At 45.3% G+C, this 18,119-nt stretch carries 16 protein-coding genes; 15 read left to right on the top strand and 1 reads right to left on the bottom strand.

The genetic code is table 11. The features are described from left to right. Positions 1 to 70: 70 nt before the first annotated feature. From ybeY to ACTQ50_RS02095, 8 genes are all read left to right on the top strand, one after another. Complete coding sequence (gene ybeY, locus ACTQ50_RS02130) at positions 71 to 568, top strand: rRNA maturation RNase YbeY (protein ID WP_441482775.1); 498 nt, start codon at positions 71 to 73, stop codon at positions 566 to 568. 43 nt (positions 569 to 611) lie between these two features. After that, positions 612 to 1,625, top strand: a complete 1,014-nt coding sequence (locus tag ACTQ50_RS02125; protein WP_441482774.1) for a DUF3048 domain-containing protein — start codon at positions 612 to 614, stop codon at positions 1,623 to 1,625. A gap of 327 nt (positions 1,626 to 1,952) precedes the next feature. Continuing rightward, complete coding sequence (gene proB / locus ACTQ50_RS02120; protein ID WP_226818800.1) at positions 1,953 to 2,810, top strand: glutamate 5-kinase; 858 nt, start codon at positions 1,953 to 1,955, stop codon at positions 2,808 to 2,810. A gap of 51 nt (positions 2,811 to 2,861) precedes the next feature. Further along, positions 2,862 to 3,083 carry a DUF896 domain-containing protein gene (locus ACTQ50_RS02115; protein WP_226818802.1) on the top strand — a complete coding sequence of 74 codons (222 nt, stop codon included), beginning with the start codon at positions 2,862 to 2,864 and terminating at the stop codon, positions 3,081 to 3,083. Beyond that, positions 3,061 to 3,624, top strand: coding sequence for a 5-formyltetrahydrofolate cyclo-ligase (locus ACTQ50_RS02110; protein ID WP_226818804.1), 564 nt, complete (start codon positions 3,061 to 3,063; stop codon positions 3,622 to 3,624). Before ACTQ50_RS02115 ends, ACTQ50_RS02110 begins: the two co-directional genes overlap by 23 nt. Then, complete coding sequence (locus tag ACTQ50_RS02105) at positions 3,621 to 4,871, top strand: glutamate-5-semialdehyde dehydrogenase (RefSeq protein WP_441482773.1); 1,251 nt, start codon at positions 3,621 to 3,623, stop codon at positions 4,869 to 4,871. The genes ACTQ50_RS02110 and ACTQ50_RS02105 overlap by 4 nt, the downstream gene beginning before the upstream one ends. Positions 4,872 to 4,983: 112 nt before the next feature. Next, on the top strand, positions 4,984 to 7,179 hold the full coding sequence (locus tag ACTQ50_RS02100; RefSeq protein WP_441482772.1) for a hypothetical protein: 2,196 nt from the start codon (positions 4,984 to 4,986) through the stop codon (positions 7,177 to 7,179). 129 nt (positions 7,180 to 7,308) lie between these two features. Then, positions 7,309 to 8,280 (top strand): M14 family zinc carboxypeptidase, encoded by a 972-nt coding sequence (locus tag ACTQ50_RS02095; protein WP_441482771.1) that lies wholly within the window; start codon positions 7,309 to 7,311, stop codon positions 8,278 to 8,280. Positions 8,281 to 8,543: 263 nt separating this feature from the next. Here the strand turns inward: ACTQ50_RS02095 and ACTQ50_RS02090 are convergent, their stop codons facing one another. Further along, on the bottom strand, positions 8,544 to 9,911 hold the full coding sequence (locus ACTQ50_RS02090) for an MATE family efflux transporter (protein ID WP_441482770.1): 1,368 nt from the start codon (positions 9,909 to 9,911) through the stop codon (positions 8,544 to 8,546). Positions 9,912 to 10,185: 274 nt separating this feature from the next. Here ACTQ50_RS02090 and ACTQ50_RS02085 point away from each other — a divergent pair, with 274 nt between their 5' ends. The 7 genes from ACTQ50_RS02085 (at position 10,186) to ACTQ50_RS02055 (ending at position 18,103) form a co-directional block, all read left to right on the top strand. Next, positions 10,186 to 10,551, top strand: a complete 366-nt coding sequence (locus ACTQ50_RS02085; protein WP_118578382.1) for a BMC domain-containing protein — start codon at positions 10,186 to 10,188, stop codon at positions 10,549 to 10,551. Between the two features lie 11 nt (positions 10,552 to 10,562). After that, positions 10,563 to 10,991, top strand: coding sequence for a BMC domain-containing protein (locus ACTQ50_RS02080; RefSeq protein ID WP_226818814.1), 429 nt, complete (start codon positions 10,563 to 10,565; stop codon positions 10,989 to 10,991). A gap of 125 nt (positions 10,992 to 11,116) precedes the next feature. After that, a complete protein-coding gene (locus tag ACTQ50_RS02075) occupies positions 11,117 to 11,647 on the top strand; it encodes a EutP/PduV family microcompartment system protein (RefSeq protein WP_441482769.1) in 531 nt (176 codons plus the stop codon). A gap of 239 nt (positions 11,648 to 11,886) precedes the next feature. Next, complete coding sequence (locus ACTQ50_RS02070; protein ID WP_441482768.1) at positions 11,887 to 13,236, top strand: MATE family efflux transporter; 1,350 nt, start codon at positions 11,887 to 11,889, stop codon at positions 13,234 to 13,236. A 243-nt stretch (positions 13,237 to 13,479) separates the two neighbouring features. Then, a complete protein-coding gene (locus ACTQ50_RS02065; protein ID WP_441482767.1) occupies positions 13,480 to 15,213 on the top strand; it encodes a hypothetical protein in 1,734 nt (577 codons plus the stop codon). 89 nt (positions 15,214 to 15,302) lie between these two features. After that, positions 15,303 to 16,307, top strand: a complete 1,005-nt coding sequence (locus tag ACTQ50_RS02060; protein WP_441482766.1) for a hypothetical protein — start codon at positions 15,303 to 15,305, stop codon at positions 16,305 to 16,307. Beyond that, positions 16,295 to 18,103, top strand: a complete 1,809-nt coding sequence (locus tag ACTQ50_RS02055; RefSeq protein ID WP_441482765.1) for a M4 family metallopeptidase — start codon at positions 16,295 to 16,297, stop codon at positions 18,101 to 18,103. Before ACTQ50_RS02060 ends, ACTQ50_RS02055 begins: the two co-directional genes overlap by 13 nt. The last annotated feature ends 16 nt before the right edge of the window (positions 18,104 to 18,119 follow it).

The following is an 18,119-nucleotide window of genomic DNA, read 5'->3' as shown; positions in this document are numbered from 1 at the left end:
GAGTAGACAGTGACGGTATTTGTAATAAGCCGGATGCCGGGAGGCGGATATTGTACAGGAGGAAGAAATTTTGGTAACAATCGAATATGAGTGTGAGACTGATTTTGCCCTGGGACTTGACTGCCCGGCACTTGCGAAGATAGTTGCAGAGAAGGTGCTGGACATGGAGAACTGTCCCTGGGATGCACAGGTGAATCTGGTGCTCACAGATAATGAAGAGATTAAACGGGTAAATACAGAATTTCGCGGAATTGAGAGAGCCACAGATGTGCTTTCTTTTCCCATGCTGCCATTTGAGACACCGGCAGACTATTCTGTAGCGGAGGATGATGAGTCCTGCTTTGACCTTGACAGTGGGGAACTGCTTCTGGGAGACATTATGATCTCAGCAGAGCGGGCCGCAGCCCAGGCAGAGGAATACGGACACAGTGTGAAAAGGGAATTCTGTTTCCTGGTTGCACACAGCATGCTTCATCTTCTGGGCTATGACCATATGACGCCGGAGGAGGCGAAGGATATGGAAGCCCGTCAGGCGAAGGCTTTGGATGAGCTTGGAATTACCCGTTGATCTATGCTTTTTCAATGAATATAAGGCATAAGGAGGATGTGACATGAAGAGAAAATTATTTAAGCTTCTCACAGGCGTGCTGCTTTCCTGTACACTTGCAGGATCTGCAGTTATGGTACAGGCAGAGGAGAATCAGGAGACTACTGTTAAGAGCTACCTGACAGGAGAGGACGTATCCCAGAGCGTTGGCAGAAGAAGGCCTATAGCAGTTATGCTGGGAAATGATGCCGACGGTGCCCCGCAGAGCGGAACAGAGAATGCCGGGGTTATCTATGAAGCACCTGTAGAAGGAAGCATCACCCGTCTGATGGCGATCATTGAGGACTATGACAACATCCCTCGGATCGGATCTGTAAGAAGCTGTCGTGATTATTTCCTGTTTTATGCAAATGAGTATGATGCCATCTATTCCCATTATGGACAGGCTGTCTATGCATTGCAGTACTTAGATCAGCACCTGATTGATAATCTGAACGGTCTTACCCTTGGAAATGCGTACTACCGCAGCACTGACCGTGTAGCACCACACAATGCATACACAGATTTCTCTCATCTTCAGGCAGGAATCCAGAGCCAGGGCTATAGCCAGGATTACAAAGAGGACTACAACGGACATTTCCAGTTTGCTCCGGAAGGAACTGAGATTACTTTGGATAGGGGAGTATCTGCAAATGTTGTGAAGCTTGATAATTTTGCTCACAACCGTCCGTGGTTTGAGTACAATGCAGAAACCAGGGAATACAGCCGTTTCCAGTTTAATGCACCGCACATCGACCAGAATACCGGCAATCAGCTGACATGCGAGAATATTATTTTACAGTATTCAAACTATGTACCATATGATCCAAACGGTTATCTGAATGTAGATACCCAGTCTGGCGGTGAGGGCATGTACGTCACCAGGGGAAAGGCAATTGATATTCACTGGACTAAGGATTCCCAGTGGGGAATCACCCATTACTATGATTCCAACAATCAGGAAATCCAGCTGAATCCTGGAAAAACATGGGTTGAGATTGTGCTGAATGATTCAGTAGATTCTGTATCCTTACAGTAATGAGACAAAATGTACTTTGCTTCGGTTTTATTGTGTAAATTTAAACAGATGTGATGTCAGCAGATGGCATTATAGAATAAAGGGGGGAACGCTGAGAGAATCGGCGTTCTCTTTTTTGAATTTACACAAGCAGGGAGCCTAACTTGTGGAGTATGTTTTGTCTCGTTAATAAAATATTGGTACATGGGAGCTGTTTTAGAGAGTTTTACGCTTTAAAATGTGAAATTTTTCTGAAATTAGCCAGTGTTTTCTTAGAACCCATGGACGAATGGACAAAAATGATGTAAGATAGGAAACTGAAATATAATAACGGAGTTGACAGATAAAATGAATGATCGTGGAAGACTGAAAGATAAAAAACGTATTGTAATCAAGATCGGAAGCTCCTCCCTTACCCATGCCCAGACTGGCAAGCTGAATCTTCGGAAGCTTGAAATTCTGGTAAGAGAGCTGGGAGATCTTCGAAATCAGGGAAAGGACGTGGTTCTGGTATCCTCAGGAGCCATCGCAGTAGGGGCAGCAGCCCTTGGCTTTAAAGAAAAGCCCCAGGAGTCCCGCCAGAAGCAGGCCTGTGCAGCAGTTGGGCAGGCCAGACTGATGATGATCTATCAGAAACTGTTTGGAGAGTATAACCAGATGGCAGGCCAGATCCTGATGACCAAGAATACCATGGTAAACAATGCCAACCGTAAGAACGCAGAGAATACCTTTAATGAGCTTTTATCTATGGGGGTAATCCCTATTGTAAATGAAAATGACTCTATTTCCACTTATGAGCTGCAGTCCCTGGAGAAATTCGGAGATAACGATACTCTTTCCGCAGTAGTTGCGGCACTGATCGGCGCAGATCTTCTGATCCTGATGTCTGATATTGACGGACTTTTTACAGATGATCCCAATACCAATCCGGATGCCAGATTTATTGATACGGTGGAAACGCTGGATGAGAAACTGCTTGACATGGGAAAAGGTTCTACAGGAAGCAAGGTAGGTACCGGCGGTATGGCGACCAAGCTTACTGCAGCCAGAATTGCCACTGCAGCGGGCACTGATATGGTAATTGCAAATGGCGGTGATTTTCACAATATTCACCGTATTGTGGAAGGAGAAGCCTGTGGCACCCTGTTTGTGGGAAAGAAAGAGGAAGAGTTTTTCCTGATCGACTATATCGAAAAATTATTATAGAGTACAGATAAAATTAAAATTACACAGAATATTTACAGGAGGAGTATGATAATGGACAGCACAAAAATCGACCGCATTAACACCCTTCACCACAAGGCACAGAGTGTAGGTCTTACAGAAGAAGAAAAAAAGGAGCAGGCAGAGCTTCGCAAGGAATATATTGCTACCATCAAGATGAACCTTAGAAACCAGCTGGATAACATTGATGTGAAAGAAGCTGATGGAACGATCGTAAATCTTGGAGAAAGATATGGAAGAAAAAAGACTCATTAGAAAGCAGATATTTGCCGCCAGGAAGCAGTGCAGCGATAGGCAGATTGACCAATGGAGCCGTCAGGTAACAGAAAATATCATCGGCCTTCCTGAGTTTACAGCTGCCAGGCGGATTATGGCTTATGCAGATTACAATCACGAAGTGATTACAAGATATGTGATCGGGGAAGCCTGGAGAGCTGGGAAAGAAGTTGCCGTACCCAAGGTTGTGGGAAAAGATATGGTCTTTTACAGACTTACTGATTTTTCCCAGTTAGAGCCTGGGTATTTCGGGATTCCAGAGCCGGTAAGAGGTGAGATCACAGAGTGGGACGATGCACTTATGGTCATGCCTGGAGTAGCCTTTGATCCTGAGAATAACAGGGTGGGTTACGGTGGCGGTTTTTATGACCGTTTTCTGGAAAGGCATCCGGATATTCTGAGAGTAGCAGCAGCTTTTGATTTTCAGATTCTGGAAAAGGTTCCTACAGAACCCACGGACATTTGTCCTCAGATCATTGTGACACAGAGTAAGATTTACCGGAAGGAGGACGTATTATGAATGCAATGCTGGAAACTCTTGGCAGGAATGCCAAAGAAGCAGAAATAGTTCTTCGTAACCTGGATACCGCGAAGAAGAATCAGGTCTTAGAAGCCGTTGCAGACAGTCTCATTGCAAATTCCAGAGAGCTTCTTGAGGCCAATGCCATTGATGTGAAAAATGGCCGGGAAAATCAGATGCCAGAAGGACTTGTGGACCGTCTGATGCTGACGGAAGTCAGGATTGAAGGAATGGCAGAGGGACTTCGCCAGGTAGCATCTCTGGAGGATCCCATTGGGGAAGTGATCGGCATGAAGAAGCGTCCAAATGGGCTTCTGATCGGTCAGAAAAGAGTGCCTCTTGGAGTGATCGGAATTATTTATGAAGCGCGTCCAAATGTAACTGCTGACGCTTTTGCCCTTTGTTTTAAAACCGGCAATGTGGTGATCTTAAAAGGCGGAAGTGATGCTATTCACTCCAATACGGCCATTGTGGACTGCATCCGCAGAACATTGGAAGAGAATGGGATTACCAGGGACGCCATTCAGCTGATCGCAGATACCTCCAGGGAAACAGCTGGAGAGTTCATGAAGATGAATGAGTATGTGGATGTGCTGATCCCAAGAGGCGGCAGAGGTCTTATCAAGGCAGTTGTGAATAACAGCACCATTCCGGTCATTGAGACTGGTACTGGAAACTGCCACATTTACGTAGACGAAAGTGCAGATCTTCAGATGGCGGCAGACATTGTGATGAATGCCAAGACACAGAGAGTAGGTGTGTGCAATGCCTGTGAATCTCTTCTGGTGCATGAGAAGGTGAAAGATGCCTTCCTTCCGGTTCTTGCCAGGCGGCTTCGCACCAGGAATGTGGAGATACGTGCTGACGAGGAAGCCAAAGCTCTGATTCCGGATGCGGTGCCGGCAACGGAGGAAGACTGGGGAACCGAATATCTGGATTACATTCTTTCCATTAAGGTTGTGGGTGGCGTGGACGAGGCAATCCGTCACATTAACCGCTATAATACCGGGCATTCTGAGGCAATCATTACCAAAGATTATAATAACGCACAGAAATTTCTGGATGAAGTAGACGCGGCAGCGGTATATGTAAATGCCTCTACCCGCTTTACAGATGGGTTTGAATTTGGATTTGGGGCAGAAATCGGCATTAGCACCCAGAAGCTTCATGCTCGTGGACCTATGGGACTTTTGGCACTTACTTCCACAAAATTTATCATATATGGAAATGGACAGATTCGTCCATAGGTTTGATTTTTTAATCGAAATGTGCTATACTGGACTAGATGTTGATGTTACATTTTAGGTAACATGTAAATACTTAATACGGGGGACTCATATATAAGGAGGTCTTTTTAAAATGAAGAAAAAGCAACTTTTGGCATTGATTATGGCTGGAACCATTGTGACCGGAATGTCACCGGCTACAGTGGCATTTGCAGAAGAGACCCAGACCATGACTATAGATGACACCGCAGCAGTAGCCGCAGAGTCAGAGGAGAGCGAAGAGACAGCGGCAGAACCGGCGGAGGATACCACAGAGGCTCCAGCTGATACCACTGCAGATGAGCCTGCAGCAGACATTCCGGCAGATACACCGGCTGCTGAGCCTACACAGGAGCCAGCAGACACACCAGCTGCTGAGGATACAGCTGAAATTTCTGACGATGGATTTGGAAGCGGTGATACAGAAGAGATGGCAGATACAGAGACTGAGATTGCAGTTCAGGCTGAGGAGAATTCTACTGGAAAGATTTATATTCAGGCAGAGGATGGCACTCAGACGGAGTATGCTTCTTTAGAGGAAGCCATTGCAAGTGCGCCGGTTGATATTGGCAAGGATGGTACTTTAACTCAGATTCTGATCACTGGTTCCATTGAAATCAGTAAGCCTGTTGTAATTGATCAGAATAAAAACATCTCTATTGCAGCCGCAGAAGATAACACTACAATAACACGTGCTTCTGGCTTTAAAGGCGATATGTTTCAGGTAACTGGTGAGAATACTTCCTTCCAGTTTGGAACAGGCAAGAATGGAGATACGGTATTAAATCTTACGGTAAATGGTGCACCAGATGAAGGTGATGCAGAAGGCTCTATTGTAAAAATGGCTTCCGGATATTTTGGAATAAATGATGGAGTTACCCTGACAGGCAACCGCACAAATGCAGCTGGATCTGCGATTTATAACGATGGCGGAAGCATTGTACTTGGCGGTGGTACTATTACCAAGAACCAGTCTTATGAAGAAACTACAGGCGGAGCCATTTACAGTACAGGCGTTATTTATGTATCTGGTTCTGTAGTAGTAAACGACAATAAAGATGATGCAGTTAATGATAACAGTATTGTGTTAAATGGAGACGGCGCTTATATCCGCGCAGCAGGTGCTCTTACAGAGGGAGCTAATCTTCAGGTAAGAAGAGCAGATGCAGCTGCTGGCAAGACATTAGTTGCTATTGGTGATGGAGCAGACACCACAATTGAGAACGTTTTAACGTATGTTCACTATCTGGATTCCACATATACTATTAATACATCAACTGGTAAATTAGAGGAGATTTCCGAGCCAACCAGCTCTATGGAACTGGTTGCAGATGGAATTTCATGGAATAAGGCTTATGAGCATACCATTGACCTTAGTTTCCACGCAAATGATGCAGGTACAGGCGGTAAATATTATGTTACTTGGATGAAGAAATCTGATTCCACACCAAGTTTTGAAGAAGTAAAGAAGGATAACAGTGATTCTGGATATATTACAGGTCCGGTTTCCATTTCCATTAGTGGAGTTGCTTATGATACTCCAATCAAGGTTGTTGTTTATGGAGAGGATGGCAATGGATTAGCTGCAGCCCAGCCGTTGGTACTTACCTTAAAGGCGAAGGCTACACCTCCTACTGAGACTCCTACTACACCAACCCCAACTACTCGTGCTACCATCAATCCATCTGTCAGTGAGAGTAAAGTTACTGGATTGGAGGAGCCGCTGGCTTTCTATCCGAAGACTATGTATAACTTCAAGGTAACAGGTGCCGGAACAGATAATACAAGCCCGGTTAAGGGAGACACCAAGTGGATTCCATACGGCTGGAGCATGTCTGCAAAGAACATTGACACTGGTTATCAGAAGAGCTGGTCTATCGGTAACGTAAATGGGATCAAACAGGCGAAGACATTTAAGATGTATATCTTCTTCCAGAAATACATTTACAACGGAACTGAGTGGGAAGCAACTGGCGTGAAGGAAGCTCTTCCAACAGAGTTCAAGTCCAAAGCAATCGACTTCACCGTAACTCCATCTGGCACCATTACACCGACTGCAACTGATGGTACTGGCGGATATAGCCCAGACGGTACTGGTGATGGTACAGGAGACGGCACCGGTGATGATGCAGAGAATCACGATGGCAGCGACAGCGATACAGGATCTTCTTCTGCAACCAATGCAAGAACCGCAGATAACTCCCCGATCGCGACCATGATGATGCTCGCAAGTCTTTCCCTTGTAGCTGGCGGTTATGTAATCGTTAGAAAGAGAAAAAAAGGAATCTAAAAAGTGAAATGTACGCAAGGCAGGTCTTAGGACCTGCCTTTTTGCATATAATGATATTGGCGGCGGGGGACAGGCTGGTACTTGAAATGCAATACTGTCTGAGTTTTCCTCCGCTGCAGGAGGTAAAATATGCTGTCAGAAACGAAGAATGCCGCAGAAGAAAAAGCAGAATTTAGAAAAAAACCGATACATAGAAAAAAAGAGCCAGGCGCGGAAGCAGCACTTTCATATGAAAAAATATATTATTCCCTATGGGAAATGGCGGGCAGGTACAGCAGCTTTTGTCAGTTCCGGGTGATCGGAAACAGTCATGATGACAGAATGATTCCCATGTTGGAGATCGGGACAGGAGTACAGATGATTTTCTGTGTGGCAGGAATCGACGGAACCCAGGCGCTTTTGCCGGAGCTTCTTCTGGAGATGGTGAGAGACTATTGCAGGGCTTACGAATGCAGATGGCAGTTGGAAGAATTTTATGAGGTGCGAAAGCTTCTGGATAAAATAAGAGTCTGCATGATTCCCCTTTTAAACCCAGATGGCTATGAAATCTGCAGGAATGGTTTTGGAACCATAAGAAATCCTATTTACAGGCAGATGCTTCGCATGCAGAGCATTCCAGCCAGGGACTTTCGTTATAATGCCAGGGGAATGGACATTGCACATAATTTTCCAACTATTCATTATATCCGTTCAAGAATGGGGGAAGAGCCTGCCAGCGAGAACGAGACGAAGGCTTTGATCCGGATCATTCAGGAATATGGAGGCAGAGGCCTTTTATCCTTCGGACAGTCAGGCAGAGAAATCATTTATTATCATAGTCAGCAGGGGATAGGCAGTCTTCCCAAATCGTACCGTCTGGCGCGGCACATGCAGAAATCATCCTCTTATCATCTGGAAAAAGAACAGATGGCAGAAACATCTGGTCAGAAATTTAAGGGAATGGGAACAGCAGAGCAGTACTATATGCAAACCCAGAAACAGCCTGCATTTCGGATCAAGGTTCCGGCACCGGGGGAAAACGTGGAGGAAGAGAGCAAAAAGACCATATATGAGGAAATCCATTTGCTTCCGTTAGAATATATTTTTTCATTAGATAATTAAATGATACCAGGACTGCGGGAGCAGCGTAGCTGCGGAGCAATTCGAGGTATCAAATGAGGGGCGTGAGTTTTGCTTGTTATCGCGACAGTCGCCAAGGTCTCATGTAAATATGGACTTTGACCTGTCGTTTAAGGAAATAAAAAGGAGATGCCAGATTGTATTCTGACATCCCCGATTTATGAGGACTTGCATGAAAACTTGGTGTTTGCCGCAGCAATAAGTCAAACTCACAAAATGTGTCTGCACATTGTGTATGGAAACTTTTACTTCATAGAAGCCATAGCCGGATTTTCATACTTCTTTCTTATATCCTTCATAACAAAGAGATAAGAAACACCAGTAAAGATTGCAGCAGCAAGCCATGCGGCCGGATCGCAGAAGCATGCAAGTGCGTAGCTGCCAACTGCCATGGAAATCAGTGCCACTACCAGGCGGGCGATCAGCTCTGCCACGCCGCCCATCATAGGCAGGAAACCGTATCCGCAGCCCTGCATGGTATTGCGGAATACAAAGATGCTGCTAAGCGGGATATAGAAGATGGCACTCATGTAAATGTAGGTTTTCGCCCATGGAAGCATGCTGTTCATATCCACATCACCAGTAAAGAAAAGTCCCAGAGCCGGTTTTAGTAAGAGACAGACGAGCACAGCTGCGGCAAGGGCATAGACAACGCAGGTACCAAGTGCGGCTTTTACACCCTGACGGATCCGTCCGATGTCACCTTTGCCAAAGTTCTGACCACTGTAGGTGGCCATGGTCTGTCCCATGGCGATCATTCCCTGGGTTACCAGGTTCTGAAGCTTGCTGGCAGCTGTAAAAGAAGCAACTGCGTCAGAGCCAAACAGATTGATGGCAGCCTGCATGATCATAGTTCCGGAAGCTGTGATGGCAAACTGAAGAGCCATTGGGATTCCAACCGCCAGCTGATTGCGGCTCTCCTGTCCGTGAAGCTTCCAGTGCCGTCTGTTCGGGGCAAGGGATGGAATACGGATGTATATGTAGATCAGACACAGGATCGCGGAAACGCCCTGTGAGATAACAGTGGCATAAGCAGCTCCAGCAACTCCCATTTTTACATTGATGATCAATACCAGGTCAAGAATAACATTCAGCGCAGCGGAAAATACCAGGAACACAAGTGGAATTTTGCTGTTTCCCACTGCACGGAGATAGGAGGAGAACAGATTGTAGAAAATAGTAGCTCCTAATCCTGCACTGATGATCATAATATAGGTATATGCATCCTGGAAAATATTATCCGGCGTATTCATTAGCTTTAACAGGGTATGCATGCTCAACATACTTAAGGCACTGAGCAAAACTGTAAAAATCAGGGAAAGAAGGATCCCGTTTGCTACGCTGGACTTTACGCCTTCGTTGTCCTTGGCACCGAAACGCTGGGCTGTAAGAACAGAGAAACCGGCGGTGATTCCCTGTGCAAATCCCACGATCAGAAACATAATGGTTCCTGTAGAACCTACGGCTGCAAGTGCATCAGATCCGACATAACGGCCTACAATAATGGTGTCAGCCATGTTATACAGCTGCTGAAAAATATTTCCTATAATAAGAGGAAGGATAAATTTCAGGATCACTGGCAACGGCCGGCCCTTGGTCATATCTTTTTCCATAAAAACCCCTTTCTTTTTTCTAAACATACCAAAATGGTACATAAAATCCTTCTATATAAATGTATTTATCGAAGCGAGAGTTATTTTACCACACTCACAGGTATCTGTCACTATTATTTTTTTAATGACAACATCCAAAAAACCACAACTTTTTTCTTCCTTTGGTTAGGAATTTTGACTGTTTTGTTGGTTTTGCTTGCTATTTGATCATATAGATGGTAAAATCAAATATAAACGTGAAGATATTTTTTTCGAAAGAGAGGCACTGACATAAATGGCAAATGAACATGGAGAGCAGATCAGAATCGTGCAGGAAACGGTAGCAGGTAAGGAGATTACCTTTGCTCACGTAATGGGTGGTCCTGCACCGATCATTTATCAGAAACTGGGACTGAACCCGCAGCTGGATTATCGTTCCTCTGCGATTGGAATTATGAATATGACACCGCCGGAATCTGCTGTGATTGCATCTGACATTGCTGTAAAGAGCGGTAACGTATATCTTGGATTTGCAGACCGCTTTACAGGTACGCTCATCATCACAGGGGAGATTTCTGATGTAATGTCAGCCATGACAGAAATCGTTAATTATTTCCGCGATTCTCTTGGATATGTAGTCTGCAATATTACGAAACGATAGGAAGTAGGAGCATGGAGCGAATAACGAAGGAAGAGCTGCTGGAAATGCTGTTCCATGATGATTATGAACATCTGAAGGGGAAGAAGCTTCGTATGACCCGTGTGCGTGTACCGGGGAAGGAGGTTTGCCTGGCCCATGTGATCAGTCCTTCCCAATCCTGTATTTATGAGAACCTGGGACTGCATATTGGAGTGCATGAGGGAGAGGACCACACCGGAGAATCTATTGGACTGATCCGTTTCACCCCATGGGAAGCAGTTGTGGTAGCTGCTGATGTTGCCATGAAGAGTGCTGATGTACAGATCGGATTTATGGATCGTTTTTGTGGTTCTCTTATTATAACAGGGGGATTGTCCCAAGTACAGACTGCTGTGGAAGAGGTTGTACATTTTTTTAACAGAGAGTTAGGCTTTAAAACATGTGAGGTCCACAAAAGCTGACAGATACCTTGTGGCTGCAGGAACAGCAGCTTATGGATACGATATTATGATATGAAAACGTAAAAATACTGCACTACTGTATATTTACAAGTAAGGTTTATTGAAAACAGGGGAAATGCAATTCAATGAAGAAAATTTTTTTGATGGGAAGAAGTGAGGCCGGCAAGACCTCACTGACGCAGGCACTAAAAGGCGAGGAGCTTCATTATATAAAAACACAATATACCAATTCCAATGACGATACCATTGACTCTCCGGGGGAGTATGCAGAGTCAAAAAGATTCAGCGTGGGACTTGCCTGCTTCTCCTTTGAGGCAGATGTGGTGGCAATCGTACAGGCGGCAGATGAGCCCTTTAATTTATTTGGAGCAAGCTGCCGATCCTTTATTTTGCGTCCGCTGATCGGCATTATTACGAAAATAGATTCCCCATATGCAAACATCCCCATGGTGCGCCAGTGGCTGATCAATGCTGGCTGCGAGCGGATTTTCATGGTGAATAACGTGACCAGGGAGGGAATTGACGAGCTGATGGAGTATCTGGCAGAGGATAATCCCAAGCTGACTTTAGAGCAGGCGAAATTCAAGCAGAATCTTGGCTTAAACGAGTGGGATCCTCTTCCGGAGGGTGTGAGCTACCCCGAGGATATTGCCTGAGGCAGATGCACGGGCGGTTACTGTTTACTCCGTGACCAGTAATCACGGGCTTTAATTAGGGCTTGACGGAGAATTTTAAATATCGTATAGTTTAGTAGATTCATCGGAGGGTTTATTGTTCGACGGAAACATTGGCTGGATAAGATGACAGGCTGAGATGCCTGTTTCTTATCCGGCCTTTTTTACTGGAAGAAAGAAATTTTTCTTTATTAATATGAAAATGACAGGAGTGAAAAAAGATGAGCAACAAGAAAGAAAAGAATACTACATTTACAGAGGGCAAAATCTTACAGCCCCTGATCTTATTTGCCCTGCCTGTGCTGTTTGCCCTGTTTTTACAGGCTATGTACGGTGCAGTTGACCTTTTGATCGTGGGAAAATTTGCTTCTTCGGCAGATGTTTCCGCAGTATCTACAGGCTCTCAGATTATGATGACACTTACCAATCTGGTAAGCAGCTTTGCCATGGGAACTACCGTGCTTCTTGGACAGCAGATCGGCTGTGGGGACCGCAAAAAAGGTGGGGAAACTGTAGGTACAGCCATCATTTTGTTTGCTGCCATTGCAGTGATCATGACCGTTATCCTTGTGATCTTTGCGCCGCAGATAAGCGGCATTATGAATGCGCCCACAGAAGCTTTTGACAAAACAGTCAACTATGTGCGGATCTGCGGCAGCGGAATGCTGGTGATCATTGCTTACAATTTGATCGGGTGTATTTTCAGAGGACTGGGGGATTCCAGAACTCCGCTTGTCACAGTTGCCATTGCCTGTGTCTGTAACATAGCCGGAGATTTGCTTTTGTGCGCCGGGTTTAGAATGGGGACAGAAGGCGCAGCTTTTGCCACTGTATTTGCACAGGTCATAAGTGTGGTGATTTCTTTCTGGCTGATCAGCAGGAAATCCCTTCCATTTGAATTACATAGAGAAAATATCCGGATCAACAGGAATCTGCTGAAGAAAATGACCGGATTGGGAGCGCCCATTGCGCTGCAGGATCTGCTGGTAAGCATTTCCTTTCTGATCATACTGGCCATTGTAAACTCTATGGGAGTAACCGCATCGGCAGGTGTGGGTGTTGCGGAGAAGGTATGCGCCTTTATTATGCTGATCTCATCTGCTTTTATGCAGTCTATTTCCGCTTTTGTAGCGCAGAATTATGGTGCAGGACGTATGGACAGAGCGAAAAAGGCATTATACTGTGGAATCTGTGTTTCCTTTGCAATCGGAGTGGTAATGTTCTTCCTGTCCTTTTTCCATGGAGATCTGCTGGCCGGTATTTTCTCCTCCGATCCGGAGGTGATCGCGGCAGCTGTCCAGTATCTGAAGGCCTACGGAATTGACTGCCTGTTTACAGCCATTTTCTTCTGCTACACAGGCTTTTATAATGGAATCGGCATGACCCGGTTTGTTATGATACAGGGAATCGTAGGAGCCTTTGGCGTGCGTGTGCCGTTTTCCTATTTTATGAGTAAGCAGTCCTGGGCAACCTTGTTCCACATCGGACTTGCCACACCTTTTTCGTCGGTGCTGCAGCTGATTTTGTGTGTGGGCTGTATGCTTTATCTGAAAAAGAAGAGGAGAGTATGATTTCTTGGAGAAGACAGGGATACAAAGAAAATTCTATAACCATAATAAAATTGCCATGTTTGTCATAGACAAATGTGGCAATTTGTTTTATCCGGTCGAATTATAGGGTATACTAAATATAGAAGCCGGTCAGGTGCACTGGAGCCTTTTCTCAAACATGCTCCAGTGATACCAGGGGAGGGACTTCTGAAGAGGAAATATATTTGGAATAGAAAATAAATTGGGAAAAGAGGTGGGAATTCATTGACATTTCAGGACTGTTTAAACTCATATATAGAAGAGCTGCGCTGCAGTGGCAAGGAGCTGGCAGCAAACAGCGGCATCTCAGAAACCATTATCAGCCGCTACCGGAAGGGAGAACGCGTCCCGGCAGCAGACAGTGAATATCTGAAAAAGCTGTCCGCCGGAATTGCAAAGACCGCCCTGGAAAAGGGAAAGCCAGAGATAAAAGAAGAGGATGTATATCAAACCCTTCTGGAACATCTTCCTAAGGAAAATGCAGAGATTTTTTACTATGAGAAATTCGACCTGCTGTTAAAAGAACTGGAGATCAATGTATCCAAAATGGCAGCAGCCTTGCATTACGATGCTTCCTACATATCGAAGATCCGTACAGGAAAAAGGGCTCCTTCCGATCCTGCTGCATTTGCAGAAAACGTGTGCGGCTATGTTGTAAGAAACTGCATTGGAGCGGAAGAACTAAAAAAAGCAGCAGCCCTGACAGGGGGTACGGCAGAACAGCTGGAGAATCAGGAGACGTATTTTCAGACCTTGCAGAACTGGCTTTGTCTGGCGGATTTTGAGAAAACAGATTACATTTCCAGTTTTCTGCAGAAGATGGATGAATTTAACCTGGATGATTATATCCGGGCCATTCATTTTGACAGCTTTAAAATCCCGAAAGTGCCTTTCCAGCTGCCTGTATCCAGACATTATTACGGACTGAAGGAAATGCGGGAGGGAGAACTGGATTTCCTCAAACATACCGTGTTGTCAAAATCCATGGAGCCTTTGCACCTCTGCAGTGACATGCCGGTAGAGGATATGGCCCAGGACAAAGAATTTGCCAGGAAATATATGTTTGGTCTTGCAATGGTGTTAAAAAAAGGGCTCCACATTCATATTATCCATGAGGTAGAGCGTCCTATGAAGGATATGATGCTGGGGCTGGAAAACTGGATCCCCCTTTATATGACCGGGCAGATTTCCCCTTATTATCTGAAAGGCATTCAGAATAAAGTTTACTCCCATCTGCATTACAGCTCTGGCCAGGCAGCCATGACCGGGGATTGTATCAGCGGACATCACGAAAATGCACACTATTATCTGACCAGTCATAAAGAAGAGGTAGAGCGCTGCAGAAAGAACACGGAATACCTTTTGAAAAAGGCAAGTCCGCTTATGGATATTTACCGGGAGGAGAAAAAAGAGCAGCTTTATGAGTTCCTGGGAAAAGACAGCAGGATTGAGGGCAGGCGAAGAAGAATCCTGGCAGCCCCGCCGTTGTTTGTAATTCCGGAAGAGCTGCTAAAAGAGATCCTGTACAATAATCAGATTGGGGAAAGCATGTGCACCCGGATCCTGGAAGCTCAGAAAGCCGAAAAGAGCCGGATGGAACATATTTTTGTCCATAGTGCAGTAACGGATGAATTGTCAGAGGTTACCAGCATAGAATATGAGAGATATCCAGTGGCGCTGCCTGTGGCAGAGTGTTTCCTTGAGCGGGATATTGTGCTTACCTTTCAGGAATATAAAGACTGCATCGCAGCTGCGAAGGAGTATGCATCCCGGCAGGAGCATTACAATTTCCGCCTCACCAGAGTGAAAAGCTTTCACAACATCCAGATTACCTGTCATGAAGAAAAATGGTGCATGGTATCCAAAAACAAAGCCCCATCCATCCATTTTGTGATCCATCACCCTAAACTTAGTTATGCATTGGAGAAAGTGATCCTTCCCATTCAGGATGAAACGTAACCCGTCCCATTTGGGGCAAAATGTCATCGGAATAGCGCCCTGCATGGAGAAAACAGTAAAAAGGTAAGAATTATAGGAGGCATGAAAATATGAGAAAAATATTGAGAAAGACAGCTGTAGCAGTCGGTGTAGGAGCTCTTCTCCTGGCCGCTCCTGTTTATGGTGCGGACAATATTTCTGATCTTATGGTGTATACCGATAATATACAGTCCGACGGTTCCCTGATCTATTATTTTGAAGAAGTGGCCGTTGTGCTTCCGGCTGATTGGAAGGGGAAAATTGACATTGTAACAGATGGAACCTCCGCCACTTTTTATCATAAGGCCAGCCACGAAAAATGGCAGGAAAAATACGGGGAAGATGGAGGAAAACTTTTTACCCTGTCCTGTTCGGTCAATCATGATTTTTCAGAGCTGCCGGATTTTACTTATATAGGATTCAGTGAAGAGTCCGTGATGAATTATTTTATGGTTTTTCCAACTGATTTCCAGGCGTATACAGAAGATGAGAGCGTGGCACAGGAATTCCAGCAGATGAACGCCGAAATCGATTACGTGAAGCAGCATGCCTATATGCTTGCAGAGGGGGAAAAGGTTCCTGTGGCCTCTTCTGAGCCTTCTGATTTTTCCATTTCCCAGACAAGTGATGATGGGGAATGGGTGAAGATGAAAGAGGGATTTGAGCTTTATCTTCCAGCAGACTGGACCGGTGCAGAGTTATCAGATTCTGATCAGGAAGATGAGACCTATTATGCAGCTCTTTCGGGAGACGAAAAGATTGTTCTGGTTGTAACTTCTCTGGATCTGAGAGAGGATTATACAGAGAAAGAAATACAGGTAGCACTGGCAGAGGAAAATTATGACAGCCTTTTTGATGCGGCCAAGGACCAGATTAAAGAGCAGGGCTATACCATCGAAAAAACAGAGCTGATCAATGGGATTTCCTGTGCATATATTTCGGCAGAGGACGAATATGGAATTGTATTTATGGATAAAACGGACTCGGTTATGGAACTGGTTTATCTGACAGGAGAAAATGTGGCAGAAGATGAAAGCGCATTAAGTATCCTGCATTCTGTAAAATGGGCAGAGTAATTTCCCGGCTGCTTCCAGGAATTGTTTGCGCAGCGTTTTTGTGCAGCATCAGTGCGGAGGCAGTCTGGGCTGGGGAATCTCTTGTTGATGCCTGGGAAAGGCAAAACCAGGAAGAGGATTCCAACCAGGGAAACGTTGGAGATGGCGGGGAGGTGAATCCCTCTGGTGAAGAGAATTATAATGAAGTACCGCAGCTGAACGAAGCGGATATTTACCAGATGAACCAGGGAAATGCAGCGTTTTTATATAATGACCAGGGTTATGTTTCCTTTCTTCGGGGAAGATTTTTCGATGAGAAAGTAACCGATACGGAAAAAGGCGTGGAATCTTTGATGGGAATTGCAGATCTTCTGGGGTTGTCCAAGGGTTCTGAGTTTTTCGCCGTATATGGGGAGCAGGATGAGTATGGATATACTTATCTTACCTATAAACAGCGGTATGGGGATCTTACCTTGGAAAATGCGTCTTTGAAGATCATTTTGGATCCGGAGGGGTATACAGCAGGTCTGGTCAGCTCTTTTGCACCGAATGTGGGAATTGCTCCGGAAGAAGAATCCTCCATCACCGCACAGGATGCGGAAAAAATCATCCAGGACTACTATAGGGAAAATGACATAAAAATATATACAGAATACACAAGACAGACATCTGTAACCGTTCAGGGAGTTGCCTATCATGCCTGGGCTGTTTTTACCAATCTTCCAGCTGGAGAGGCGGAGAATGGGGGAAAAGGTTATCTGGAGCACCTGATCGCCTATGATGGATCTTATCTTACTTATGTGGCAGTCAGCTCTCCCCAGGAACAGGTGATGGGAGACAATGCTCAGCTGGAAATGGCTTTGTCCTACTTTGAAGGATTGACGGGAGATACTTATACGGGAGAGATTACCCTTCACGATGGAACAAAGAAAACCATTTCCGTTCCAGTGGCCTATGACAGCAGCGGGACTTATTACCTGGCGGATGTAAACCGGCACATTTTTCTGGCGGATTATTATTCCTATAACTTTAAACAGCAGTTTATCCCCTGGACTTCCGGGATCAATGGAGGATGGCCAGATCATTATCTGGCCGTGTATGACAGCTATATCAAGGTTTATGATTTCTACAAAGATTATGGGCTTACCTCAGTAGATGGATTTGGTGCACCACTTTTGATCCTGACAGATTACTGCGAGAGCACGAGAAAGCCTGTCAACAATGCGGTTTATCTTGGAATGTGTAATGGCTGGGCTGTCTTTTCTGCAAGTGCAGTCAACGATTTCGGGGAGTGCATTGATGTGGCAGCACATGAGTTTACCCACGGGATCAACGATTATGCTTCCGGAGGCAACCTGTACCAGAATCAGTATGGAGCGGTGAATGAGGGAATCAGTGATGTGTGTGGAAATTTATGTGAAATGCTTCTTGGCGGAACCACGGACGATACCTGGCTTCTGGGAGAAAATAGCGGAACTGCCATCCGGTGTATGAGTGCTCCCTGGGTATACGGGCAGCCTTCTGTGATGTACGACAGCTATTACTACCCGGAGTCAGAGAATCCTACTTATGATAATGATTACGGTGGTGTGCACATAAACAGCTCCCTGGTGGGATATGTGGGGTATCAGCTTTGTGCTGCAGGAATGAGTAAGGAGCAGGATTTTGGGCTCTGGATGGGAGTTCTGCGGATGCTCACACCGAAATCGGGATATCAGGAGGTTCATCAGGCATTGAAATTTGCAGCCAGTATCCGGGGGATGGATGACAGCTGGCAGGATAAGATTGATGAAATCTGTGGAAGTGCGGGATATTAAACCATAAATATCTTGC

This window comes from Blautia sp. Sow4_E7 (assembly GCF_052116245.1).
Lineage (GTDB): Bacteria > Bacillota > Clostridia > Lachnospirales > Lachnospiraceae > Blautia_A.
This window is presented reverse-complemented; position numbering and strand designations above follow the sequence as displayed.